This window comes from Burkholderia pyrrocinia (assembly GCF_001028665.1).
Classification (GTDB): Bacteria; Pseudomonadota; Gammaproteobacteria; order Burkholderiales; family Burkholderiaceae; genus Burkholderia; species Burkholderia pyrrocinia.
This window is the reverse complement of record NZ_CP011504.1, coordinates 380961-404552: the sequence shown is the minus strand read 5'-3', so window position 1 is coordinate 404552 and position 23592 is coordinate 380961. Positions and strand designations below refer to the sequence as shown.

26 protein-coding genes and 1 pseudogene are annotated in these 23592 nt (G+C 65.9%); 18 read left to right on the top strand and 9 right to left on the bottom strand.

The window, feature by feature from the left end:
- Positions 1–15 precede the first annotated feature (15 nt).
- The 4 genes from ABD05_RS18120 to ABD05_RS18105 all read left to right on the top strand — a co-directional run bounded on the left by ABD05_RS18120 (position 16) and on the right by ABD05_RS18105 (position 4114).
- On the top strand, positions 16–1551 hold the full coding sequence (locus ABD05_RS18120) for an amino acid permease (protein ID WP_047901547.1): 1536 nt from the start codon (positions 16–18) through the stop codon (positions 1549–1551).
- A gap of 262 nt (positions 1552–1813) precedes the next feature.
- Positions 1814–2059: a DUF3717 domain-containing protein gene (locus ABD05_RS18115; RefSeq protein ID WP_047901546.1), complete on the top strand. Its 246-nt coding sequence runs from the start codon at positions 1814–1816 to the stop codon at positions 2057–2059.
- Between the two features lie 182 nt (positions 2060–2241).
- Entirely contained in the window at positions 2242–3159 is a 918-nt protein-coding gene (locus ABD05_RS18110) for a LysR family transcriptional regulator (RefSeq protein WP_047901545.1), read from the top strand.
- A gap of 109 nt (positions 3160–3268) precedes the next feature.
- On the top strand, positions 3269–4114 hold the full coding sequence (locus ABD05_RS18105) for an alpha/beta fold hydrolase (protein WP_047901544.1): 846 nt from the start codon (positions 3269–3271) through the stop codon (positions 4112–4114).
- Positions 4115–4151: 37 nt separating this feature from the next.
- On the opposite strand, the gene ABD05_RS18100 is transcribed toward ABD05_RS18105, so the two are convergent.
- The 3 genes from ABD05_RS18100 to ABD05_RS18090 form a co-directional block, all read right to left on the bottom strand.
- Positions 4152–4505, bottom strand: a complete 354-nt coding sequence (locus ABD05_RS18100) for a hypothetical protein (RefSeq protein ID WP_047903627.1) — start codon at positions 4503–4505, stop codon at positions 4152–4154.
- Positions 4506–4684: 179 nt separating this feature from the next.
- Positions 4685–6295: a PqiB family protein gene (locus tag ABD05_RS18095; RefSeq protein WP_047901543.1), complete on the bottom strand. Its 1611-nt coding sequence runs from the start codon at positions 6293–6295 to the stop codon at positions 4685–4687.
- Positions 6296–6311: 16 nt separating this feature from the next.
- Entirely contained in the window at positions 6312–6974 is a 663-nt protein-coding gene (locus ABD05_RS18090) for a DUF3313 domain-containing protein (RefSeq protein WP_047901542.1), read from the bottom strand.
- Between the two features lie 389 nt (positions 6975–7363).
- Between ABD05_RS18090 and ABD05_RS18085 the strand changes: the two genes are divergently transcribed.
- A complete protein-coding gene (locus ABD05_RS18085; protein ID WP_047901541.1) occupies positions 7364–7978 on the top strand; it encodes a TetR/AcrR family transcriptional regulator in 615 nt (204 codons plus the stop codon).
- A gap of 113 nt (positions 7979–8091) precedes the next feature.
- Here the strand turns inward: ABD05_RS18085 and ABD05_RS18080 are convergent, their stop codons facing one another.
- Positions 8092–8712 carry a TetR/AcrR family transcriptional regulator gene (locus ABD05_RS18080; RefSeq protein ID WP_047901540.1) on the bottom strand — a complete coding sequence of 207 codons (621 nt, stop codon included), beginning with the start codon at positions 8710–8712 and terminating at the stop codon, positions 8092–8094.
- Positions 8713–8806: 94 nt separating this feature from the next.
- On the opposite strand from ABD05_RS18080, the gene ABD05_RS18075 reads away from it, so the two are divergent.
- A complete protein-coding gene (locus ABD05_RS18075) occupies positions 8807–10048 on the top strand; it encodes a glycosyltransferase (RefSeq protein ID WP_047901539.1) in 1242 nt (413 codons plus the stop codon).
- A 9-nt stretch (positions 10049–10057) separates the two neighbouring features.
- Here the strand turns inward: ABD05_RS18075 and hutC are convergent, their stop codons facing one another.
- The 3 genes from hutC to ABD05_RS18060 all read right to left on the bottom strand — a co-directional run bounded on the left by hutC (position 10058) and on the right by ABD05_RS18060 (position 12550).
- Positions 10058–10753 carry a histidine utilization repressor gene (hutC, locus tag ABD05_RS18070; protein WP_047903626.1) on the bottom strand — a complete coding sequence of 232 codons (696 nt, stop codon included), beginning with the start codon at positions 10751–10753 and terminating at the stop codon, positions 10058–10060.
- A 182-nt stretch (positions 10754–10935) separates the two neighbouring features.
- On the bottom strand, positions 10936–12063 hold the full coding sequence (locus ABD05_RS18065; protein WP_047901538.1) for a porin: 1128 nt from the start codon (positions 12061–12063) through the stop codon (positions 10936–10938).
- A 172-nt stretch (positions 12064–12235) separates the two neighbouring features.
- Positions 12236–12550 (bottom strand): hypothetical protein, encoded by a 315-nt coding sequence (locus ABD05_RS18060; protein WP_082146150.1) that lies wholly within the window; start codon positions 12548–12550, stop codon positions 12236–12238.
- A 230-nt stretch (positions 12551–12780) separates the two neighbouring features.
- Here ABD05_RS18060 and ABD05_RS38945 point away from each other — a divergent pair.
- Positions 12781–12924 (top strand): annotated as a pseudogene (locus tag ABD05_RS38945) (potassium-transporting ATPase subunit KdpA); the annotation flags it as partial.
- Here the strand turns inward: ABD05_RS38945 and ABD05_RS38330 are convergent.
- Positions 12897–13166: a hypothetical protein gene (locus tag ABD05_RS38330; RefSeq protein WP_158361624.1), complete on the bottom strand. Its 270-nt coding sequence runs from the start codon at positions 13164–13166 to the stop codon at positions 12897–12899. The pseudogene ABD05_RS38945 and the gene ABD05_RS38330 overlap by 28 nt on opposite strands.
- A 203-nt stretch (positions 13167–13369) precedes the next feature.
- Here ABD05_RS38330 and ABD05_RS18055 point away from each other — a divergent pair, with 203 nt between their 5' ends.
- The 7 genes from ABD05_RS18055 to ABD05_RS18030 all read left to right on the top strand — a co-directional run bounded on the left by ABD05_RS18055 (position 13370) and on the right by ABD05_RS18030 (position 18188).
- Complete coding sequence (locus ABD05_RS18055; protein ID WP_047901536.1) at positions 13370–14143, top strand: ABC transporter substrate-binding protein; 774 nt, start codon at positions 13370–13372, stop codon at positions 14141–14143.
- Positions 14144–14318: 175 nt separating this feature from the next.
- A complete protein-coding gene (locus ABD05_RS18050; RefSeq protein WP_047901535.1) occupies positions 14319–15008 on the top strand; it encodes an ABC transporter permease in 690 nt (229 codons plus the stop codon).
- On the top strand, positions 15005–15718 hold the full coding sequence (locus ABD05_RS18045; protein ID WP_047901534.1) for an ABC transporter permease: 714 nt from the start codon (positions 15005–15007) through the stop codon (positions 15716–15718). The genes ABD05_RS18050 and ABD05_RS18045 overlap by 4 nt, the downstream gene beginning before the upstream one ends.
- Positions 15719–15751: 33 nt before the next feature.
- Positions 15752–16519, top strand: coding sequence for an ABC transporter ATP-binding protein (locus ABD05_RS18040; protein ID WP_047901533.1), 768 nt, complete (start codon positions 15752–15754; stop codon positions 16517–16519).
- Between the two features lie 209 nt (positions 16520–16728).
- Positions 16729–17163 carry a cupin domain-containing protein gene (locus ABD05_RS18035; protein ID WP_047901532.1) on the top strand — a complete coding sequence of 145 codons (435 nt, stop codon included), beginning with the start codon at positions 16729–16731 and terminating at the stop codon, positions 17161–17163.
- A 345-nt stretch (positions 17164–17508) separates the two neighbouring features.
- Complete coding sequence (locus ABD05_RS38625; RefSeq protein ID WP_167347852.1) at positions 17509–17646, top strand: HHHH-motif protein; 138 nt, start codon at positions 17509–17511, stop codon at positions 17644–17646.
- Positions 17647–17717: 71 nt separating this feature from the next.
- A complete protein-coding gene (locus ABD05_RS18030) occupies positions 17718–18188 on the top strand; it encodes a DUF3761 domain-containing protein (protein ID WP_047901531.1) in 471 nt (156 codons plus the stop codon).
- Positions 18189–18309: 121 nt separating this feature from the next.
- On the opposite strand, the gene ABD05_RS18025 is transcribed toward ABD05_RS18030, so the two are convergent.
- Positions 18310–19665, bottom strand: coding sequence for a polyhydroxyalkanoate depolymerase (locus tag ABD05_RS18025; RefSeq protein WP_047901530.1), 1356 nt, complete (start codon positions 19663–19665; stop codon positions 18310–18312).
- A 288-nt stretch (positions 19666–19953) separates the two neighbouring features.
- Here ABD05_RS18025 and ABD05_RS18020 point away from each other — a divergent pair, with 288 nt between their 5' ends.
- The 4 genes from ABD05_RS18020 (at position 19954) to ABD05_RS18005 (ending at position 23579) form a co-directional block, all read left to right on the top strand.
- On the top strand, positions 19954–20616 hold the full coding sequence (locus ABD05_RS18020; RefSeq protein WP_047901529.1) for a glutathione S-transferase family protein: 663 nt from the start codon (positions 19954–19956) through the stop codon (positions 20614–20616).
- Between the two features lie 238 nt (positions 20617–20854).
- Positions 20855–22093, top strand: coding sequence for a cyclic nucleotide-binding domain-containing protein (locus ABD05_RS18015; protein ID WP_047903625.1), 1239 nt, complete (start codon positions 20855–20857; stop codon positions 22091–22093).
- 13 nt (positions 22094–22106) lie between these two features.
- Positions 22107–22871: a flagellar motor protein gene (locus ABD05_RS18010; RefSeq protein ID WP_047901528.1), complete on the top strand. Its 765-nt coding sequence runs from the start codon at positions 22107–22109 to the stop codon at positions 22869–22871.
- Between the two features lie 39 nt (positions 22872–22910).
- Positions 22911–23579 carry an OmpA/MotB family protein gene (locus ABD05_RS18005; protein WP_047901527.1) on the top strand — a complete coding sequence of 223 codons (669 nt, stop codon included), beginning with the start codon at positions 22911–22913 and terminating at the stop codon, positions 23577–23579.
- Positions 23580–23592: the final 13 nt, after the last annotated feature.

The following is a 23592-nucleotide window of genomic DNA, read 5'->3' as shown; positions in this document are numbered from 1 at the left end:
ACGTTCGTCTCGTTTATGTCCGCAATTCCGAAATCCGACCCACCCGGTTCGTCCGCGAACCCACCCAAGCTTCATCGCGCGCTGAAGGCGCGCCACCTGACGATGATCGCCATCGGCGGTTCGATCGGCACGGGCCTGTTCGTCGCGTCCGGCGCGTCGATCTCGCAGGCCGGCCCCGGCGGCGCGATGGTCGCGTACATGCTGATCGGCCTGATGGTGTACTTCCTGATGACGAGCCTCGGCGAGATGGCCGCGTTCATGCCCGTGTCGGGTTCGTTCGCGACCTACGGCGCGAAATACGTGGACGAAGGCTTCGGCTTCGCGCTCGGCTGGAACTACTGGTACAACTGGGCCGTGACGATCGCGGTGGAACTCGTCGCCGCGCAGCTCGTGATGCACTACTGGTTTCCGGACGTGCCGGGCGTGTGGTGGAGCGCGGCCTTCCTCGGCGTGATGTTCCTGCTCAACGCGCTCACCGTGCGCGGCTTCGGCGAGGCCGAATACTGGTTCGCGCTGATCAAGGTCGTCACCGTGGTCGCGTTCATCGGCGTCGGCCTGCTGATGATCTTCGGCATTCTGAAGGGTGCGCCCAGCAATGGCTGGGGCAACCTGTCGATCGGCGACGCGCCGTTCGCGGGTGGCCTGCCGGCGCTGATGGGCGTCGCGATGATCGCGGGCTTCTCGTTCCAGGGCACCGAGCTGATCGGCGTCGCGGCCGGCGAATCGGAGAACCCGCGCACGACGATTCCGCGCGCGGTGCGCCAGGTGTTCTGGCGGATCCTGCTGTTCTACGTGTTCGCGATCTTCGTGATCGGCGTGCTGATTCCGTATACCGACCCGAACCTGCTGAAGACGGACGTGACCGACATCGGCGTGAGCCCGTTCACGCTCGTGTTCCGCCACGCGGGCCTTGCATTCGCGGCCGGCGTGATGAACGCGGTGATCCTGACGGCCGTGCTGTCGGCCGGCAACTCGGGCATGTACGCGTCGACGCGGATGCTCTACAACCTCGCGACCGAAGGCCGCGCGCCGAAGGTGTTCGCGAAGCTGTCGCCGGGCGGCGTGCCGCGCAACGCGCTGTATGCGACGACGGCCGTCGGTGCGCTGTGCTTCTTCACGTCGCTGTACGGCGACAAGACGGTGTACCTGTGGCTGCTGAACACGTCGGGGATGACGGGCTTCATCGCATGGCTCGGCATCGCGGTCAGCCACTACCGGTTCCGCAAGGGCTACGTGAAGCAGGGTTATTCGCTCGATCAACTGCCGTACCAGTCGAAGTGGTTCCCGTTCGGCCCGCTGTTCGCGTTCGTGCTGTGCCTCGTGATCGCGCTCGGGCAGGACTATCAGGCGTTCCTCGCGAACAGGATCGACTGGGCCGGCGTGACCGCGACCTACGTCGGCATTCCGCTGTTCCTCGTCGTGTGGCTCGGTTTCCGGCTCCTGAACAAGAGCCGCTTCGTGCGCTACGAAGACATGGAGATCGCGCCGTGGATTGCCGCGAGCCGTGGTGCGCAACCGCAGCCGGTGGCGAATCGCGAAACCGCGGGCTGACGTGTGGGCGGCAGACGGCCGCGCGACGTGCGATGAAACGGGAAGCCTCGCGCTTCCCGTTTTTTTTGCCCGGCTTTTGTCTGCACGGGGTCAAAGCCGGTTATATTGCCCGACCCTACCGGGCCACGGCCCGGCCGGCGCGACAGGCGCAGCGCGGATCGGCATCCGGCGCGCGCGGTGCGCGGTGGCCGGCGGCGCCCGGCGTTTTCATCGTTCCATCCGGGCCGGCACGGCCCGCGGAGCGCGCAACCCAGAGGAATCCATGAGCGCATCACCCGCCGAGCGGAAGGCCGGACCCGTTTCCATCGTGCGAATCGAAGCCGCGATCAACGCGTGGCGCGAAGTGTACCCGCCGGCTCCGGACGGCGAGGACGGCTACGCGCTCGACGCCGGCAGCAATTGCCTCGCCGAGCTGTACGGCACGATGATCTGCTATCAGTTGCCGGACGTGCCGCTCGATACGCTGAGCAACGAGCAGCGCGACGCGCTCTACGCGACCGAGGTGTGACGGGCGGTCGCGACGCTGTCGCGACACGGCGGCGTCGATCGGAAACGGGAAGCTTGAAGGCTTCCCGTTTTGCTTTGCGGGGCGCGTAGGGGTGTGCGTGGAGGTTTGCGCCGCCTGCGGTATCGTGACGACATCGTCCGGCCGTGGTTTGACGTCGGGTCGCTGTCCGGGAGGCATCGAAAATGGAGTTGAGACACCTCCGCTACTTCGTCGCGGTCGCCGAGGAGCGGAATTTCACGCGTGCGGCGGAACGGCTGCATATCGCGCAGCCGCCGCTGAGCCGGCAGATCCAGCAGCTCGAGGAAGCGCTCGGCGTGCCGCTGTTCGAGCGCAGCGCGCGGCCGCTGAAGCTGACCGACGCGGGGCGCTTCTTCTATTCGCACGCGGTGCAGTTGCTCGCGCAGACGACCGAACTCGAATCGATGACGAAGCGGGTCGGCAAGATCGAGCGCAGCATGTCGGTCGGCTTCGTCGGCTCGACGCTGTACGGGATGCTGCCGAAGATCATCCGGCGCTTTCGCAGCGAGCATCCGGCCGTCGAGCTGAGCCTGCACGAGATGTCGACGATGGACCAGATCAAGGCGCTGAAGGAAGGGCGCATCGATGTCGGGTTCGGGCGCATCCGCCATGAAGATCCGAGCGTGCGGCGCGTCGTGCTGCGCGAGGAGCGGATGATCGTCGCGCTGCCGGTCGGCCACCCGCTCGACGGCGCGAAGCCCGTGCTGTCGCTGCACGATCTCGTGAACGACACGCTGATCATCTTCCCGAAGGCGCCGCGCCCGAGTTATGCGGACCAGGTGCTCGCGGCCTTTCACGATCGCGCGTTGCAGCCGCGGCGGATCTACGAGACGCGCGAACTGCAGATCGCGCTCGGCCTCGTCGCGATGGGCGAGGGCGTGTCGGTCGTGCCGCACAGCGTCTACGGGCTGAAGCGCGACGACATCAGCTACAAGCCGCTCGACGATCCGAACCTCGTGTCGCCGATCATCATGAGCATGCGGATGCTCGACGAATCGGAGGACATCCGCGCGATGCAGGCGCTGATCTACCGGCTGTACGACGAAGCGCAGATGGAGTATCTGCCGCCGCAGCCCGAATGAGCGCGCGGGCGGTGGGGGCTTGCTTGACGCCGTGCGCGCGGGCACGCCAACATGCGGGGATCCGATGCGGCCGCCGACGTGCGGCCGCTTTCACGCAGAAAACCGACACATGACCGATAGCCTGACCGAGGAGACACTCGTCGAGACGCCGCAAGGGCGTCTCTTTGCGAAACGCTGGCGCGCTCGTCCGGTGCAAGATGTGGCGGACACGTCCAGGTCGACCGCACCTGAGCCGGCCGCGCCTAAGCCGGCCGCGCCCATCGTGCTGCTGCACGATTCGCTCGGCTGCGTCGACCTGTGGCGCGATTTTCCCGCGCAGCTCGCGAGCGCCACGCAACGCGACGTGATCGCCTACGACCGCCTCGGTTTCGGCCGTTCGGATCGTCATCCGGGGAGGCTCGGCACGACGTTCGTGCGCGACGAGGCCGATCGTGCATTCGATGCCGTGCTCGAACAACTTGGCGTCGACGCGTTCGTCGCGTTCGGGCACAGCGTCGGCGGCGGAATGGCGGTCGGCTGCGCCGCCGCGCATCCGGAGCGTTGCCGTGCACTCGTGACGGTCGCCGCGCAGGCATTCGTCGAGGATCGCACGCTGGCCGGCATTCGCGACGCTGGGCGGCTGTTCGACGAGCCGGGCCAGCTCGACCGGCTCGCGCGCTATCACGGCGACAAGGCCGAATGGGTGCTGCGCGCGTGGGTCGACACGTGGCAGTCGCCGGCGTTTCGCGACTGGAATCTCGACGACGACTTGCCGCGCGTGCAATGCGCGACGCTCGCGATTCACGGCGAAGACGACGAATACGGATCCGACGTGCATCCGAAGCGGATCGCCGCGCGCGTCGCGGGGCCGTCGTCGTTCCTGTTGCTCGCCGGATGCGGGCACATGCCGCACCGCGAGCGCACGGACGACGTGCTGGCCGCCGTGGCGACGTTCCTGCGCGACGCGGGCGCCTGAGCGCCCGGGCAAGCGGCGGGCGCGTGCCCGCCGGCCGTCAGAACGCAAGCTGGATCGCGAGATCGATCGCGAGCAGCGCGATCGAGCAGCCGATGCCGAGGATCACGTTCGGCAGCCGGTGCTCGAAGTCGCGATTGTCGCGGCGCATCGCGGCGCCGAGCAGGAAGATCGCCTCCACGACGATCTGCAGTCCGACGAACAGCAGCATCAGCAGATACTCGTAACCCATCTGCTTGAACGCGGCGAATTGCATCCCGTGATCGCGGATCCACTGGCCGACGCGCAGCAGTTCGTAAATGAACAGCAACGCGGGAAACAGGTAGCTGATGAAATAGGTCGGCGCGGTGGCGTTTCGTAGTTCGAGGTGGAAGTGCTGATGCGTGGTGGTCATCGCGAATCCCTCCTTGCAACGCATGATTGCGGTCGCGACGGCGGCGCGACAACGTGCGAATCGCGGGATTACCCGATGCACCGTGCGCAGCCGTACGACACCAGCATACTGCTGCGCGGGAAATTTGGCATGCGGTGCGTGCATTCGTCGTGAAAACCCGTATGCGCTGCGCGACGCGCTCACCGCGATGCACTTGACGGATGCGGCGTGTCGGCCGGTTGCGTGGCGCCCGATGCATTCGGCAGCAACCACTCCGGATGCTGTTCCAGATCGCAGGCCAATGCGCGCAGTGCGCTCGACGTGCGTGCGAATTGCGTCAGCGTGCGGTGGACGTTCGATGTGGCCGCACCCTGTTGCGCGAGCATCGCCTGCGCGGCCGTGAACGCCTGTCGTGCGGTGCCCAGCGCATCGCGCGCATGCGGTGCGAGTTCGGTATCGAGTTGCGCGAACAGCGCATTGGTGTGCACGAGCGCTGCGTTCAGGTCCGTGCCCATGCAGTCGAGCGGCAATCGGGAAAGTGTTCCGGCGATATCGGCAATGTGTACGCGCAGCACGTCGAGCGTGCCGGGCACGGTCGGCAACACGATCGGCAGGCGATCGGTATCGACCGACGCGAGCGGTGCGTGCGGGAACATGTCGAGCGCGACATACGAGCGGTTCGCGATCGGATTGCCGACGCGCAACTGACCGCGCAAACCGCGCGCGACGAGCGTTCGCAGCAGCGCCTTGCCGGCATCGGTGTCGCCGTTGCCGAGCACGTCGCGATAGCGCTGCCCGAGGCGATCGGGATAGAGCGCGATCGTCACGCGCATCGCGACGTCGCCGCGTGCCGCGTCGTATTCGGTGCCGACGGCTGTCACGTTGCCGAGTTCGATGCCGCGAAAATCCACCGGCGCGCCGACCTCGAGGCCGCGCAGCGAGCGGTCGAAACGCATCACGACCGGCGCGGCCGGCGCGTTCGGCGTGCGCATCGCGTCGATTTCGTCGTCGGCCACGCGAAAGCGCGTACCGTCCGGCGCCGCGACGTTCGAGGCGCGTCCGGGCGGCGTGGCGAACGCGAGTGCACCGGCGAGCAGCGCGGCGATCGACGGCGTGCCGAGCTTCATGCCGCCCGCGTCGAGCCGCAGACCGAGACCGCCGGCCTGCCACCAGCGCGCATCGACATCGACGTATCGATCGAACGGCGCGGCGACGAACACGTCGATCGAGACGCCGTGCCCGTCGGCGTCGAGCGCATAACCGGCCACCTGACCGACGCGTGCGCGCCGGTGATAGACCGGCGAACCGATCGCGACCGAGCCGAGCGACGTCGCGCGCAGCGTGTAGTGACGGCCGCCGCCTTCGGTGACCGGCGGTGCATCGAGCCCGGTGAACGTCGTGCGCGGTTCGCGCGAACTGCCAGGCGCGGCCGCGATGTATGAACCGGACCGCACCGAATCGAGACCGGAGAGGCCACCGGGCCCGATGCGCGGCCGCACGATCCAGAAGCGTGTGTCCGCAACCGCCAGTGCCTGCGCGTTGGCGTCCAGTCGCACATCGATCGTCACGCCGGGTTGCCCGCGCAACGCGCGGACGTGCGTGACGCGACCGATTTCGACATTGCGCAGCCGCAGCGTCGATCTGTCTGCTTCCAGTCCTTCGGCTGTCGCGAACGCGATCGTGATCGTCGGCCCGCGGCTGCCGAGCGACGAGACGCCCCATGCGATACAGAACGCGGCGGCCGCGAGCGGAACGATCCAGACGATCGCCGTTCGCGGCCAGCGCGCGAGCACCTGCTTGAAACGCTCCAACGCGCACCGAAGGTTGTCAGTCGAATTGCGCGACGAGTGCATCGGCGCCCTTGTCGATGCCGGTTTTTGCCGCGCTGAGCGCGCCGAAACTCGCGCCGACGTTCATCGCATTCGGATACTGCTTCGTCACGTACGCGCTGATCAGCCGGTTCGTCGACGCATCGCGGATCTCCACCGCGTAGATGACCGAGCCCGTGAAGGCGCCCTCGCGGCCGCGGATCGCCTGCACGCCGTTGTAGACGTTGCCCGCGAGATCGAAATGCGCGAATGCGCCGGCAAATGTCGTCGTCGTCACGGCGCCCGTCAGCGTCAGCTTCACGCGCAGCGTGTCGGGACCCGGCGCGCTCGTCAGCTCGAAGCGCTGGCCGAGCTTCTTCGCGAACGTGTCGCCCATGTACGTCGCGAGCGTCGACTTGTCCTGGTCGCTCAGGTCGCCGAACTGATGGTCGGTGCCGCGATAGACGGCCACCGGGTCGAGAATCAGCTTCCGGTACGTGTGCCAGTCCGCCGGCAGCGCGTAGCGGTAGGGCACGCGGCCGGACTTGTCCTGCGGATCGCTGCGCAGGTAGGGCGACGATTCGATGCCGCTGTAACGGGCGGGCTGGACGCCGGCGCATCCGGCGAGCGCGACGCAAAGCGCGGCGTTGAGCAGGTGGCTGGGCTTGATCGATCGGTTCATTTGATGCTCCGGGTCAGGGTTCGCACCGGTAGGGCCGGTGCGAAGGGTGGTGCAACAGGGCGGCATTGCCGCTCGGGGTTTACAAAAAAGCCAACCAGACGGTTTGTTTTTGGCGCGCAATAACCGCATGAATTTCGGGATCGGCAAGCCGTCCGGCAGCGGTCATCGGCCGGGCAGCCGCGCCACGGGCGGCGCTCGCGTCGCGCGATGTGGTGCGTGACGCGGTCCGACATCCGGCCGGGGCCGATGCGGGAGCCGATCGTAGCACCGCCATTTCCGAATGTAAACCGACCAGGCGGTTTGTTTGTGATAGACTCCGCGCACTTCGTTCATACGATCGTGCCGGTTCGGCGCGGTCGCATTGCATCACTTCATACCGGGGATAGTTCATGGATAACCCGACGCGTTCCGAGCGAACGCGCACTGCCGCGATCCAGGCGGCGCTCGCGATCCTCGAGCGCGACGGTCCGGGCAAGCTCACGTTCGATGCGATCTCGCGCGAAAGCGGCATCAGCAAGGGCGGGCTGATGCATCAGTTCCGCACGAAAGGCGATGTGCTGAACGCACTGATGGAACATCAGCAGGACTACTACCAACGATTCCAGCGCGACTATCTGGCCGCGCGCGATCCGGGCGAAGCGCAGCCGACGCTGTCCGCGCAGATCGCGACGATGCGCGAAGTGATCGACCAGCAGCCGTCGGCGGCGCTCGCGATCATGGCGGCGCTGGTCGAGGATCCCGCGCCGCTGCAGCAGGTTCGGGATATCGACGGCGAGAACGCGAAGCGCATCGCGGCCGAATCCGACGACCCCGATCTTGCGCTGCTGCGGTGGAAGGCGGCCTGGGGGCTCGCGCTATCGGCGATGTTCGGGCTGTGTCCGCTGTCGGCAGACGAGCGCGCGCGGCTGTTCGACCGGCTGCTCGACGAGACGCAATGGCCGTCGGGCGGCGGCAATGCCGCGAAGCGCGATGCGCCGGCAGCGAAAGCGTCGCGGAAGAAATGAAGCGCGCGTTTGTCGCATGCGGTGCGGCGGTCGCCCGTTTCGGGCGCTCGCTGCTCGCGGTCGTGCTTGGGCGCTTGTGAGTTTGTGAGCGCCCGACTGGCGCGTTGCGCCGCTCAGCCTTTCGCTTCCGCGCCTTCGACAAACAGCTTCGCGACCGACTGAAACTCCCGTTTCAGCGACAGCCCCGGCACGGTCAGCCAGCGCAGCATCGCCGCGAGATACAGGTGATGGAACCACGTCGCGAGCTGGTCGGCCCGCAGCGTTGCATTCAGTTCGCCGGATTGCTGCCCCGCGGCGATCAGTTGCTGCCATACCAGCGCGATATCGCCGCGGTTCTCTCCGCCGCTTTCCGGTTCGACCGTGCCGATGCTCAGGAAGCGATGCCGCAGATACGCGAGCAGGTACACCGGATGTTGCTCGCACCACGCGGCCGACGCATCGAGCACGCAGCCGATGCGCGACGCGAAGGTCTTGCGCCGCGCGACGTCGCGCTGCAGATGCGCGAGGTCGCGCGCGAGTTCGCCTTCGAGCCAGTGCGCGAGCACGGCTTCCTTCGTCGGAAAATGGTTGTACAGCGTGCGCTTCGCGACATCGGCCTGCGCGGCGATCTGTTCCATCGTGACGGCATCGTAGCCGTGCGCGTCGAACAGGCGTGCGGCGGTGGCGGCGAGATGCGCGAGCATCTGGATGCGCTTGCGCGCGCGGCGGCCCGGATCGTCGGTCGGAATCGGCATGGCGGCGGTGTCGACTGAAAGTGTACGAATTGCATTAGTATACGACGTGCTCTTTTTTGAATCCACCGTTTCCGCCGTATACGAGGAGTCATGCATGAAGCTCGTCATCGCCACCTACGGCACCGAAGGCGACACGCGCCCACTCGCGGCGCTCGGCCGTGCGTTGCTGGATGCCGGCCACGAAGTCCGGCTGCTGGCCGATGCCGCGACGCTCGGTTCGGCCGACGCGCTCGGCGTGCCGTCGGCGCCGTTGTCCGGCGATATTCGCCGCGCGATTGCACCGGACGGCGCGTTGTCGGACGCGGTGCGCGGGCGCGGCGGTTTCAACGACACGTCGAAGGCGCTCGCGGCGATCGCGAATGCGAACACGGCTGCGTGGATGCGCGAAGTCACGGACGCGTCGGCCGGTTGCGACGCGATCCTCGTGTCGGGGCTCGCGTCGTTCGTCGGGTTGTCGGTCGCCGAATATCGCGGCGTGCCGGCGATCGGAACCGGCATGATCCCGATCACGCCGACCGCCGGATTCGCGTCGCCGTTCCTGCCGCCGGGCAAGCTGCCGCGCTGGCTGAACCGCGCGAGCCACCGGTTCGTCAACGCGCTGCTGTGGCAGGCGTTCAGGAAGGCGACGAATGCGGCGCGCGCAAGCGTGTGCGGGCTGCTGCCGCGCAAGCAGGTCTGGACCGATCATCCGATGCTGTACGGCGTGTCGCCGACGCTGTTGTCCGGCCCGGCAGACTGGCCGTCGCACGTGCGTGCATGCGGCCAGTGGCGTATCGATGCAAGCGCATGGGCGCCGCCGCGTGAACTCGCGGCCTTTCTCGATTCGGGCGAACCGCCCGTGTACATCGGCTTCGGCAGCATGGCCGGCTTCGACCGGGTCGCGCTGGCCGACACGCTGGTGCGTGCGCTCGACGGCCGGCGCGCGCTGTTCTATCCGGGCTGGAGCGGCATCGATGCGTCGCTGCTGCCGGCGCACGTCTGCGTGATCGGCGACACGCCGCACGACTGGCTGTTCCCGCGCGTATCGATGGCGATTCATCACGGCGGATCGGGCACCACGCATTCGGCCGCGCGGGCCGGCATTCCGTCGGTCGTCGTGCCGTTCGCGGGCGATCAGTTCTTCTGGGCGAACCGGCTGCAGCGGCTCGGCGTCGCGGATGCGCCGGTCGCGGGGCGGCGCGTGGATGCCGCCGCGCTTGCGCGGGCGATTGCGTTTGGCGAGCGCGGCGACACGAAGACGCGAGCAACGGAACTCGGCGCGCGTATCGCGCAGGAGGACGGTTTGAAGCTGGCGGTCGGCGCGATCGAGCGATGGGGGCGCCCCGGCGCGCGGTGACGCCGCGCGTCAGAAATGTCCGGTGAACCGGTAACGGCTGCCCGGGTGCCACAGATTGGCCACCGACGCGACCAACCCTTGCGACCACGTGCGCCGATGCAGCATCAGGCACGGTTCGCGGTCGTCCATCGTCAGATGGCGGCGCGTTTCGGCGTCGGGCATCGCGGCCTCGATCCGGTATTCGACGCGCTGTAACGGCGCGACGCGCGTCAGGTACTGGTTAGGCGTCGTCGTCGTGAAGTCCTGCAATGCGTATTCGGGCGCGCACGCCGGATTGACCCAGCGTTCCTCGAGCTGCACGGGCGTGTCGTTCTCGAAGTGCAGCACGCGCGAATGGAAGATCGGGCTGCCGGTATCGAGTTGCAGCTCGTCGGCGAGCTTCGCGTCGGCAACGGCCGCGCCGACCTGCAGCACCTGCGCGCGATAGCCGTGGCCGCGCGCGGCGACTTCGTCCGAGATGCTGCGGATCGCGACGAGCGTCGATTCGTACTTCGGCGATGCGACATACGTGCCCGAGCCGCGCGTGCGCGTGAGCACCTGTTCGGCCGTCAGCTCGCGCAGCGCACGGTTGACGGTCATCCGCGCGACGTTGAATTCACGCGCGAGCTCGTTCTCCGACGGCACCTGGTCGCCTTCCGCCCACTCGCCGGCATGAATGCGCGCGAGGATGAAGTCCTTGATTTCCTGATAGATCGGTGTGGTCATGGGATCACGATTCGAGAGTCGGCAGCGGCCCGCCGCCGAATGCCGATCCGGCGCGCGCCCGGCGCCGAGTGTACCGGTTTCGCGGGCGCGCGGGCCCGGATCCCCCGAATGATCCCTGTTCGGCCGGCGCGCGTCCATGCGGGATTGCACAGAGCGGCCGGCCTTCGATGGCCGGCGCGCGGTCAGAACCGATGCCGGATGCCGACCGTCGCGACCACCTGCGTGTTCGTCGACGAAGCCGCGAGCCCCGTGACGTTCGCGAACCCGAGCGTCGCGCCCGACGGCACGCCGAACTGGTGCTGGTACACGGTTTCCGCATACACGTCGGTGCGCTTGCTCAGCGCGTAGTCGGCCATCAGCGATACCTGGTGCCATTTCGGCCGGTGGCTGCCGGCTGCGTCGTCGTAGCGGCCTTCGGTGAACGTATAGGCGCCCGCGAACGAGACTGCCGGCGTCAGCGCATAACGCGCGTTGACCTCGTAGTTGTCGAACCGCAGCGCGTTCAGCGCGCCGGGCAGCGACGACGCGGCCGTTTCGTCGAACATCGAATGCGTCCACAGCGCGCCGACCGTCAGCCGGTCGAATGCATAGCTGCCGCCGGCGCCCATCACGCGCTGGCGCACGGCCGGGAAGTTCGGCCCGTCGTTCGTCGACAGCGCACCGCCGGCCGTCAGCCCGCCGCGATTGAGCTGCAGGTACGCGGCGCCGAAGTTGACCGGCCCGTTCGCATACGACACGCCCGCGCTGTACGCGCGGTTGTTCGCGAAGCCGCCAGCCGCGTTGCTGAACCCGTACAGGCCGCCGAACTGCCAGCCGGCGAGCGTCGGGCTCGTGTATTTCACCGCGTTGTCGATGTAGAACGAATCGTCGATGTTGTCGTTGTCGAACGGATGCGACGCGAGGTTGTTGCCGTCGCCGTTGTTCGCCATTGCCAGCGGGCCGAGATAGTCGACGACGGAGTCGTATTGCCGGCCGAGCGTCAGCGCGCCGTATTGGTCGCTCTGCAGGCCGACGTATGCGCGGCGGCCGAACATCGTGTTCCGGTAGGACTGCGTGCCGTTGTTCAGGTTGAAGCCGTTCTCGAGGCGGAACAGCGCGTGCAGGCCGCCGCCGAGATCCTCGTTGCCGCTCAGGCCGAACACCGTATTCGACAGCAGGCCGCTGCCTTGTTGCCACACGCTCTTGCCCGACTGGTTGTTCGTATAGGCGATACCGGCATCCAGCATCCCGTAGAGCGTGACGCTGCTTTGCGCATGCGCGGCGGCGCCGAAGAACGCGAGGGAGAGGGTACCGACGACTGCTTTTTTCATTGGATGTGCTTCCTGGAAAGGCCCGTAACGACGGGAGCGACGATCCGTTGCGCGCGCCGGCTGCGAACGGACACGGTTCGTGGAGAACCGCGCGTTCGTGCCGGATGCGTGCGTTCGAATCGATGAAAGGGGCCGCGTGACGCATGTCACGCATGGCGGCGGCGAACGCCGGCTAGTGCTGCAACAGGCGGATCGTGCCGAACTCGGCGGCCGGCAGCAGGCGGAGAATCTCCATGATGGCCGGCGACGCCTGCGACCGCGCGACTTCGAGCTCGATGCACGCGCGCCCGGTGCGCTTGTCGATCGCGGCCGTATAGAAATTGAGCGCGGCGCCGACAGCCTGATGCAGCAGGCGCCGCACGACAGCGAGATTGTCCGACTCGACGCGGATCGACAGCAGCACGAGGTCGTCCGCGGGGAGCCTGCGCCGCGAACGAACGGGCGGCAGATCGCGTGAAGCAGCGGATTCGGTTCTGGTCGGTTTCATTCGTTCATCCCCGGGTCGCATCGTGCTCCGCACCGCGGAGATCTCGTGTTGGACATGGCGCCCATTCTAGGAATCACCGTGACGATACGGTGTATAGACTCGCACCGGCGCTGAAAAGAACGCATAAAAATCTATGGTTAGCCCGAGCAGTATTGGCCGGCGCGATTCAACAAGGATTCTCAAATATCGGTGAACGTCATGAGCGATGTGCATTTCGTACTGCCCATGGGGCGACCGCACTCGAAGGCGTGCATCGGCAGATCGTGACGGGCGTCGTCGCCAGCCTCGAACCGATCAAGCACGACGGCACGAACGGTGGCAGTTTCTTCGACATGAACGCCGCGCATCATTTCGAGAACCCGACGCCGCTCTCGGCGACCTGACTGTCGGTCTCGGCCGGCATGAAGTTGCCCGCGGCGGCGTGATCGCCGCGCGGCACCTGCTGACGGAACTGCAGTTCGACTACCGGCTGGTCGGGCTGGAAACGGTCGGCGCGACCCGCGAGGTCTAGACAAGTGACGCATGCCGTTCGGCCGCTCATGTACGCATCGAGAAAGCCGGAATTCAGCATCGCGTAATCAATAATTAATTGAAATTTAAGGAAATTCCCGGCCACGACCCTAATTGTCCGACAATTAGAGATAAACACGGATTGCTGGCGATACCCGTGAAAAGGCAAAGTTGTATGTACAACTTGGGGCATCGCCTAGCAGGGCGATTTCCGGGTTGGAAGGGGTCGCGGCGGAGCCGCCGTGCCGGCAGCGCCGGTGCGGGGCGCCCGACGGGACCCCTGCCCAGTTCGCCTCTGACAGGATCGCCATGAAGAAACTCGCGCTCAGTATTGCCCTTGCCTGCCTCGCGGTCGGTGCCCACGCCAAGGATTGGTCGACGATCCGGTTCGGCGTCGACGCCAGCTATCCGCCGTTCGAATCGAAGGACGCAAGCGGCAAGGTCGTCGGCTTCGACGTCGATCTCGGCAACGAGATCTGCGGCCGCCTGAAGGCGAAATGCGTGTGGATCGAGAACGACTTCGACGGGATGATCCCCGCGCTGAAGGCGAAGAAGTTCGACGGCGTGCTGTCGTCGATGTCGATGACGCCGGCGCGCGCCGAGCAGATCGCGTTCTCCGACAAGCTGTTCAACACGCCGACGCGCCTCGTCGCGAAGAAGGGCGCGAACCTGCTGCCGACGGCCGAATCGCTGAAGGGCAAGTCGGTCGGCGTCGAGCAGGGCACCATTCAGGAAACCTACGCGAAGACTTACTGGGCGCCGAAGGGCGTGCAGGTCGTGCCTTACCAGAACCAGGACGGCGTGTACCAGGACCTGATGTCCGGCCGCCTCGACGCGGCGCTGCAGGACGCGGTGCAGGCCGAGATCGGCTTCCTGAAGACGCCGCGCGGCGCGAACTTCGATTTCGCCGGCAAGGACATCGACGATCCGAAGACGCTCGGCAACGGCGCGGGCATCGGCCTGCGCAAGGACGACGCCGACCTGAAGGCGAAGATCGACCACGCGATCGCCGACATCATCAAGGACGGCACGTACAAGAAGCTCGAGAAGAAGTACTTCGCGTTCGACGTCTACGGCGGTTGACCGTCCATGCGGCGCGCATCGGCTGCGGTGCGCGCCGCGTCTGTTGCCGGGCGCCGTCCGCGTCACGGGATGCGTCGGGCTTGATGAGCAGGTCGCATCAGGTAGTGCGTAGATATCGTTTGATGCGCCGTTAATGGCTATTGACAATCCAGCCACATCGTTCTGGATCCCTTATATGATCTTCCAAGGATTTGGCCCGCTGCTGTGGGCCGGCACGGTCGAGACCGTGAAGCTCGCGGTGCTGTCGCTCGCCGCGTCGCTCGTGCTGGGGCTCGCCGGCGCGGGGGCGAAACTGTCGACCAACCGCGTGCTCAAGTCGATCGGCACCTTCTATACGACGCTGATCCGCGCGGTGCCGGACCTCGTGCTGATGCTGCTGCTGTTCTACGGGATCCAGATCCTGCTGAACAACGTGACCGACCTGATCGGCTGGGACCAGATCGACATCGACCCGTTCGTGGCCGGCGTCGTGACGCTCGGCTTCATCTACGGCGCGTACTTCACCGAAACGTTCCGCGGCGCGTTCCTCGCGGTGCCGCGCGGCCAGCTCGAAGCCGGCTTTGCTTACGGGATGAGCGGCTGGCGCGTGTTTCGCCGCATCCTGTTCCCGCAGATGATGCGCTTCGCACTGCCGGGCATCGGCAATAACTGGCAGGTGCTCGTGAAAGCCACCGCGCTCGTGTCGATCATCGGCCTGGCCGATGTCGTGAAGGCGTCGCAGGACGCGGGCAAGAGCACGCTCGATTTCTTCTTCTTCACGCTGGCCGCAGGCGCGATCTACCTCGCGATCACGACGGTATCGAACGTCGTGCTGCATCACCTCGAGAAGCGTTATTCCGTCGGCGTCCGGAGGCTCGCACTGTGATCGAACTCGTCAGCCAGTACTGGCAAAGCTATCTGTACACCGATGGTTATCGCTTCAGCGGCCTCGCGATCACGCTGTGGCTGCTGGTCGTGTCGATCGCGCTCGGCTTCGCGCTCGCCGTGCCGCTCGCGATCGCACGTGCCTCGTCGAACCGCTGGATCTCGGGCCCCGTGTGGTTCTATACGTATGTGTTCCGCGGCACGCCGCTCTACGTGCAACTGCTGATGTGCTACACGGGCATCTACAGCCTGCAGGTCGTGCACAACCACGTGCTGCTCGACACGTTCTTCCGCAACGCGATGAACTGCACGCTGCTCGCGTTCGTGCTGAACGAATGCGCGTATGCGACGGAGATCTTCGCGGGCGCGATCAAGGCGACGTCGGCCGGCGAGATCGAGGCCGGGCAAGCCTACGGGATGTCGCGCTTCAAGCTCTATACGCGGATCATCCTTCCGTCCGCGCTGCGCCGCTCGCTGCCGAGCTACAGCAACGAAGTGATCCTGATGCTGCACGCGACGACGCTCGCGTTCACCGCGACCGTGCCCGACATCCTGAAGGTCACGCGCGACGTCAATTCGGCGACCTACATGTCGTTCCAGGCCTACGGCATTGCAGCCGTGCTGTACGCCGCCGTCGTGTTCACGCTCATCTGGGCGTTCCGCAAGCTCGAGACGCGCTGGCTCGCGTACCTCTCGCCGCGCAGCCATTAATGCATTCGCAAGATTCGCAAGGAAGGACCAAGCATGTACAAGCTCACCGTTGACAACCTGCACAAGAAATTCGGCGACAACGAGGTGTTGAAGGGCGTGTCGATGAAGGCGAAGGCCGGCGACGTGATCAGCATCATCGGCTCGAGCGGCTCCGGCAAGAGCACGTTCCTGCGCTGCATCAACTTCCTCGAGCAGCCGTGCTCGGGGCAGATCACGATCGGCAGCGAGCCGATCCAGACCACGCGCGACCGCAACGGGTCGCTGCGCGTGGCCGACCAGAAGCAGCTGCAGCGGATGCGCACGAAGCTGTCGATGGTGTTTCAGCACTTCAACCTGTGGGCGCACATGACGGTGCTCGAAAACGTGATCGAGGCGCCGATGGCCGTGCTCGGGATCGGCAAGGAAGAAGCGATCGCGCGGGCGCGCAAGTATCTGGAGAAGGTCGGCCTCGCGCCGCGCGTCGAGGGCATGTATCCGTCGCACCTGTCGGGCGGCCAGCAGCAGCGTGTTGCAATTGCACGAGCGCTCGCGATGGAGCCGGAAGTGATGCTGTTCGACGAGCCGACGTCGGCGCTTGACCCGGAGCTGGTGGGCGAAGTGCTGAAGGTGATGCAGAAGCTCGCCGAGGAAGGGCGCACGATGGTCGTCGTCACGCACGAGATGGGTTTCGCGCGCAACGTGTCGAATCACGTGATCTTCCTGCATCAGGGGAAGATCGAGGAGGAAGGGAATCCGCAGGAGATTCTCGTGAATCCGAAGAGCGAACGGCTCGGGCAGTTTCTGTCGGGGCGGTTGAAGTAAGCCGGCACGCAGCGTTGCGCACTGCCCGTGAGGCCGCCATGGCGTCACGGGCGGTGCGGAGATTGAAGTACGCTTACAGTTGCGCGAGCGCATCCGTCAAAGGCCGCTGCGCGACACGCATGAGCGGTAACCTGCACGGCTTCGCGCCGTCGCAAACTGGAACGCTAAATGCTTGTCAGGCTCGATCCTTTCGATGAAGGAGCACCACGATGAGCACACCGACCACCACCGCCTTTTCCCATGTCAAGCCGCAGGACACCCCGTATCGGGGCGAAGGCCTGCGCGACTTCTTCCTGTATCGCGATCTCGGCATCGCGGCCGCGACGAACGGCAAGGTCGTCGCGCAACTCGTCCGGGCGAATCATGCACCGACGGCGGGCACCGGCTGGCACCGTCACGAGGCCGAGTTCCATATCGTGATCATGCTGAAGGGCTGGGCGCGCTTCATGTACGGCGAGCAGGAGACGCTGGTGTCCGCTGGCGACTGCGTGCACCAGGCGCCGGGGATCGTTCATTACCTGTTCGATTACTCGCCGGACATGGAGTATCTGGAGATCGTCGGGCCCGCCGATTTCAAGTCGATCGATGTCGAAGGGCCGTGCGCCGTGCCCGCGCCGACGCCGTGGGGAGAGACGGGCGCGTAGCTGCCGTTTTTCCCGACGCGCGCATGCGCCGACCGACGCGCATCGTGCGCACGTTTGCGACAGACCGCCTTCCGGCGGTTTTTCGTTGATGCTTCCCGGAGGCCTCTGCTGGCTCCGCTGACACCCACGACCTGCTTTCCCCGTCGATCCGTTCATTCGAATTCCGAAGGGTCGCGAAGCTGAAGATCCGGAAAGAAAGGAAAGACATTCGTCAGCTTCGCGTCACGGATTGTTACGTGGTGTCAAAGATCGTCAATTGCGGGCTGCGCGGTGCACGGCCTGTCGACGGCCGGCGTTAAGGAGGTACCAGCCGGATCACCGGCTGACCTTACCCGGGAGAGTTCCATGAAGCGCATCGCGAAGATCCTGACGGCCACCGCAGTTGCTTGCGCCGTTCTCGCTCCGGCGCTTGCCGAAGCCCATTCGCACCGCGTGTGCCATTTCGACCATCACCACCATCGCGTGTGCCGCTGGGTGCGGTAACCGTGGCTTTCCCCCGGGATGTCCGGGACGCTTTCATCATTCAGGCAAGTCAGGCAAATCAGGAGAGGACTATGAAAAAGACGATGTTGATCGCCGCGCTCGTCGCCGGCATGGGTGTGTCGATCGGTGCGTTCGCGCAGGTTCCGGCCAGCGCGCCGGCCGGCACGACTGGTCTGTGCAAGGACGGTTCGTTCTACTCGGGCGCGTCGAAGAAGGGCGCATGCGCCGGCCATAAGGGTGTGAAAACCTGGTACGGCGCATCGTCGGCGGCGGCAGCCAGCGCGCCGGCCGCGATGGCGCCGGCAACGGCGGCTTCCGCTGCCGCTGCGTCCGGTGCCGCGCCCGCGAAGAGCGCCTCCGCGACGACCGCCGCAGCGGCGCCGGGCGGCGGCGCGGGCAAGGTGTGGGCCAACGACAGCACGAAGGTCTATCACTGCTCGACCGACAAGTATTACGGCAAGACGAAGCACGGCAGCTACATGTCGGAAGCGGATGCGAAGGCCAAGGGCTTCCATGCGTCGCACGGCAAGGCCTGTTCGTAACGCGGGCCGGGCGCGCGAGTTCGCTCGCTCGCGCGTCGCCTGAAGGCTGTCGTCAATCTCGCCCCGCCACCCCGGCGGGGCGATTCATTTGCGACGCCGGCGGTTGTAATGCCGCACGGGTTCAGTGCGTGTGATGCGGTCGCGTTTCGGTCGCCGCATCGTGCTCGGTTGCGCGCGCATCGAGCAGCGCGCGCAGCGTGACGTAATGCGTGCCGTTCGCGTTGCCTTCCGCATCCGCGGTGCGGTCGTACGGCTCGTTGTCGTGGATCGTCGCGCGTACGATCGGATAGATCTGCGTTTCCCATCGGCTGCCGTTGAACACGCCGTAGTGACCCGCGCCCGTCTGCACGTGGTGTGTCTTCAGATACGGCGGCAACCCCGAACACAGCTCCTGCGCGGCCACCGTCTGGCCCACTGCGCAGATATCGTCCTTCTCGCCTTCGATCGTCAGCAGCGCGGTGCGGTGAATCGCCGCCGGTTCGACGAGCCTGTCGCCCACGGTCAGTTCGCCGCGTGCGAGCGCGTATTGCTGGAACACCTTCTCGACCGTCTCCAGATAGAACTCCGCGGTGAGGTCGGCCGTCGCGAAGTATTCGTCGTAGAAGTGCCGCAGCGTGTCGGCTTTTGCGGGGTCGCCTTTCGCGCGCTCGTAATACAGGTCGGCGAACGACGCAGCATGCCGGTCGGGATTCATCGACATGAACGCGCCGACCTGCACGAAGCCCGGATACACGCACCGCTGCGCACCGACGAAGCCGGCCGGCACGACGCTGATCAGGTTCTTCGCGAACCATTCGATCGGCTGGCTCGTGGCGAGCGCGTTGACCTTCGTCGGATTCACGCGGCAGTCGATCGGGCCGGCCATCAGCGTCAGGCTGGCGGGCTGCGCCGGATCGCCGCCGGCGGCCATCAGCGCGACTGCTGCGAGCGCGGCGACGGTCGGCTGGCAGATCGCGAGCACATGCGTGTCCGGGCCGATATGGCGGATGAAGTCGATCACGTGCGTGACGTATTCGTCGAAGCCGAACCGTCCGGCCGTCAGCGGAATGTCGCGCGGGTTGTGCCAGTCGGTGATGTACACGTCGTGATCGGCCAGCATCGTGTGCACAGTGCCGCGTAGCAGCGTCGCGAAGTGCCCGGACATCGGCGCGACGATCAGCACGCGCGGCTGTCGCGCGACCGGCCGCGCCTTGCGGAAATGCAGCAGCGTGCCGAACGGTGTGGCCGCTGCCGCTTCCTCGACGATCGGCACCGTTTCTCCGTCGACGACGATCGACGCGATCCCGAACGGCGGACGCCGATGCGAGAACGCACAGCATTCCAGCAGTTCGCACAGCGCGTCGAGCATGCGGCCCGTCGGCGTTGACGTGGATGGGGGCCACAGCGACATCGTCGCGCGTGCGGTCGCGGCCCATGCGCGCGCCGGGCGCAGGCATTCGGCAGACCATTGGTAAAACGGATAGGCAAGCAGATTCATGGCCGTCGCTCGTTGCGCTGCATTGCATTGAACGAGGCAAGCCGTGTGCCAGCGTGTAGCTGGCACGCGCGTTGCACGCGGTTCGGTCATGCGGCGGCTCAGGCGGCACGCGACGACCGGCAGCCGAACGCAATGCGTTGCCGCGCCGGTCCCGCGAGCGGCCCATGCCGCGACACTGTGCGGCGCTGCGCCAGTTCGGCGAATGCGCCGCACAGGCGTGGTGCGGGTGACGGGTGCGGCGTCCGCTTTCGGTGCAGGGGCACGAACGGCTTTCAGCAGGGGAGCGACATGGAATCAACCGGACAGACGACGCTGACCATCAGCAGCCGCAATTACTCGTCGTGGTCGATGCGCGGCTGGCTGCTCGCGAAGCTGAGCGGGCTTCCGTTCGAGACGGTCAGCGTGCCGATCGATGCCGCGTCGCGCGCGGAATTGCTGCTGCTGTCGCCGTCGATTCTCGTGCCATGCCTGACGCACGACGGCAACAAGGTGTGGGATACCCTCGCGATCGCCGAATACCTGAACGAAATCCGGCCGCAGGCGCGACTGCTGCCTGAAGGCCGGCGTGCGCGCGCGCATTGCCGGTCGATCTGCGGCGAGATGCATTCCGGGTTCAGCGCGCTGCGCTCCGCGTTGCCGATGAACCTGCGCGCGCATTTCCCCGGCTTCCGGATCTGGTCGCGCGCGCAGCACGACATCCAGCGGATCGTGACGATCTGGCACGAGTGTCTGGCCGCGTATGGCGGACCCTGGCTGTTCGGCGCGGAGATCGGCATCGCCGATGCAATGTATGCGCCGGTCGTCACGCGCTTCCTGACCTACGACGTGAAGCTGGAGCCGGAAATCGCCGAGTACTGCATGCGCGTGCTCGCGCATCCGTTCGTCGCGGAATGGATCGACGCGGCGAAGGCGGAGCAGGAAGACATCGACGAACTCGACATGGAGTTCTGATGCGCGCGATCGCAGCGCGCTTTCAATTGCATGACACACGTACGTATCGAAACGAACTTCCCGATGCCGCTGCGCAATCCGCAAACGTTTTACCTTGATTTCGGGTTAAACCGAGTGCGAATTCCCTAAAGGATGTTGAGCCCGATGACGTAAACGAGTCACGGGGATGACTCGCGACACGCATGCTTTCGACGTGCGGCGCGCAGTCCGCAACAACCAGCGCAGCAGGGGAATCGACGTGAATCGTCAGCAATCGTGGACGCGTACAGCGGCGCCCGGAGAAATCATTTACTCGGAGGGTTTCGCGGGCGAGCCCGTGATCTTTCTGATCACCGATGGCAAGGTCGAGCTGTCCACGCGATGCGACGACAAGCGCGTCATCGTCGCGACGCTCGGCCGCGGCGAGTTCTTCGGCGAATCGGCGCTGCTCGCCGCCGAGCCGCGCGCCCATACCGCGAAGGCGCTTTCATTCTGTCAGCTCACGGTCGTGCCTGCCGGCATGCTCGATGAAGAAATCGAGCGCGTGTCGGCGCTGCTGCGCCATATCGTGCGAACGATGATCCGGCGCGTGAAGCGCAAGGACGACCAGCTCGCGACCTACACGCATGCGGACTTCATGCCCGGCGTGCTGTCGTATGCGCATGTGCTGTCGCTGATGGCCGGCGCCGATGCGCGCGAATCCGGCGACGCGTGGGCGCGCCGGCCGATGCAGGCCCATGCGACCGAAACCTCGGTGCCGCTCGCCGAAGTGATCCGCAAATGCCGCGCGATTGCCGGCCACTCGCGGCCGCACGTGCTCGCGATGCTGCGACGCATGGAGAAGCTCAACCTCGTCACGATCGAAGCCGCGCAGGCCGACCATGCCGGCGGTGCAACCGACTATGCGGCTTCGTCGGATGCGCGCCAGGTCGTCACATTCGATGCTGCGCGCGTGATCGACCGCGCGCAGCAAGTTGCCGATCACGATCTCGATCTGTCGATCAACAGCGAACTCGAACTCATCGAACTGGCCGATCTCGAATCGCTGATCGGCGTCGAGAAGACGCTGTTGCTCAACAAGCTGTCGAACGGCGAGATTGCCGAAGAAGTGTTTGCGTTCCGCAAATCGAAGGTGCTCAGTTACGTCGAGCAAAAGGGCGTCGCGTATTTCTCGCGGCGCAATGGGCGTCGCGGTGGCGACGTGCGTTCGCTGGAGGATCTCGTGTGGGTCGACCAGCGCACGCTGTTCGACGTGATCAGCGCGTTCGATACGTACGATCTCGCGAAGCTAATCGCCAATCTCGACGATCGCGCGGTGGCCGACAAGCTGTTTTCCGTGATGACCGAGGCACGGCGCAACGAGGTGTCGTGGGTGATGCGCCGCGAGCTCAAGCTCGATCCGATCGAGATCGAGGATATCGAGCAGCGCGTGCTGGATGCCGTGCGCGCGGCCAAGGCGCCGGCGACGGGCGCGGCGTCCGTGGCGTCGGATGCGTGACACGGGGAGGCGTATGGATCTGTTGACCTTGGCCGGTGTGGTGCTCGGCGGCGCGGCGATCGTGTTCGGTTTCGCGCTGGAAGGCGGGCATTTTTCGATGCTGTTCCAGTTCGAGGCGCTCGTCATCGTGCTCGGCGGCACGCTCGGCGCGGTGATGATCCAGAACACCTCGGCACGCTTCTTCGACGCCGTGAAGCAGTTGCGGCTCGCGTTCGTGCGTGCCAGAGAGGTCGATCGCAAGAACCTGTCCGACCTGCTCGAATGGGGCGACCGCGCGAAGCTCGACGGGCTGCTCGCATTCGAATCGATGGACGTGAGCGGCATCCATCCGTTCGCGCGCCGCGGGCTCGAACTGCTGGCGAACGGCGTGTCGACTGCCGTGCTCGAGGACGCATTGCAGCGCGAACTCGACGCGTACGAACGCAGCCACCTGGCCGCCGCGCGCGTGTGGCAGCAGGCCGGCGGTTATGCGCCGACGTTCGGCATTCTCGGATCGGTGCTCGGGCTCGTGCAGGTGACGAGCCACATCCTCGAACCGGCGCAACTCGGGCCGGGTATCGCGGTCGCATTCATCGCCACGCTGTACGGGCTCGCGTTCGCGAACCTCGTGTTTCTGCCGCTTTACGGCAAGCTGCGCGCGCAGATCGACAGCGAGCTGCGGTTCCGCAAGCTGTATCTCGACGGATTGCTCGCGATCTCGCGCAAGGAGTCGCCGCATACGATCGAAACGCGGTTGACCGGCGATGTGCGCGGGCGCGCGGCGGAGTCGCTCGCGTGATGTGCTGCGTATGAGGTACGACGAACAGGGATCTTCGGCATGACAGCTCGAACTGACGGCGCAGCTACCGCCAATCGCGACGACGATGAACACGAAGGCGCGCAGTCCGGACGCTGGCTGATTTCGTACGCGGATCTCATCACGACGCTGATGGTGCTGTTTCTCGCGCTGTATGTGCTCCAGCTCGCGAAATACAACGCGCTCGACGCGCGATACCAGACGCTTGCGCGACACACCGGTGGTGCTGCGAGTACTGCCAATGTAGTCACACCCGAACGCGCGCCGGCCTGGCTCGCGTTGCTCGATTCGTTGAAGACGAACGGGCGGATTTCGCTGGTGAAGGCGCCGCACGGCGTCGAGATCGGCATCGACGCGAAGATCCTGTTCAACGTCGGCGATGCGCGTTTGCTGCCCGATTCGTCGCCCGTGCTGAACCAGATCGCGCAGGCACTGAGCGAGCACGCGACCGGCGACGTTCTCGTCGAAGGGCATACGGACAGCGTGCCGATCGCGAACGCGAAATACGAATCGAACTGGGAGCTTTCGTCGGCGCGCGCGGGGAGTGTGGTGCGCTACCTGACCGAGCGCGGCGTGGCGCCGCACCGGCTCGCGGCAATCGGGCGGGCCGATACGCAGCCGCTCGTGACGGGCGACGATGCCGCCGCACGAGCACGGAATCGACGCGTGACGATCTTCGTTGCGTATTGATTTGTGCTGACCC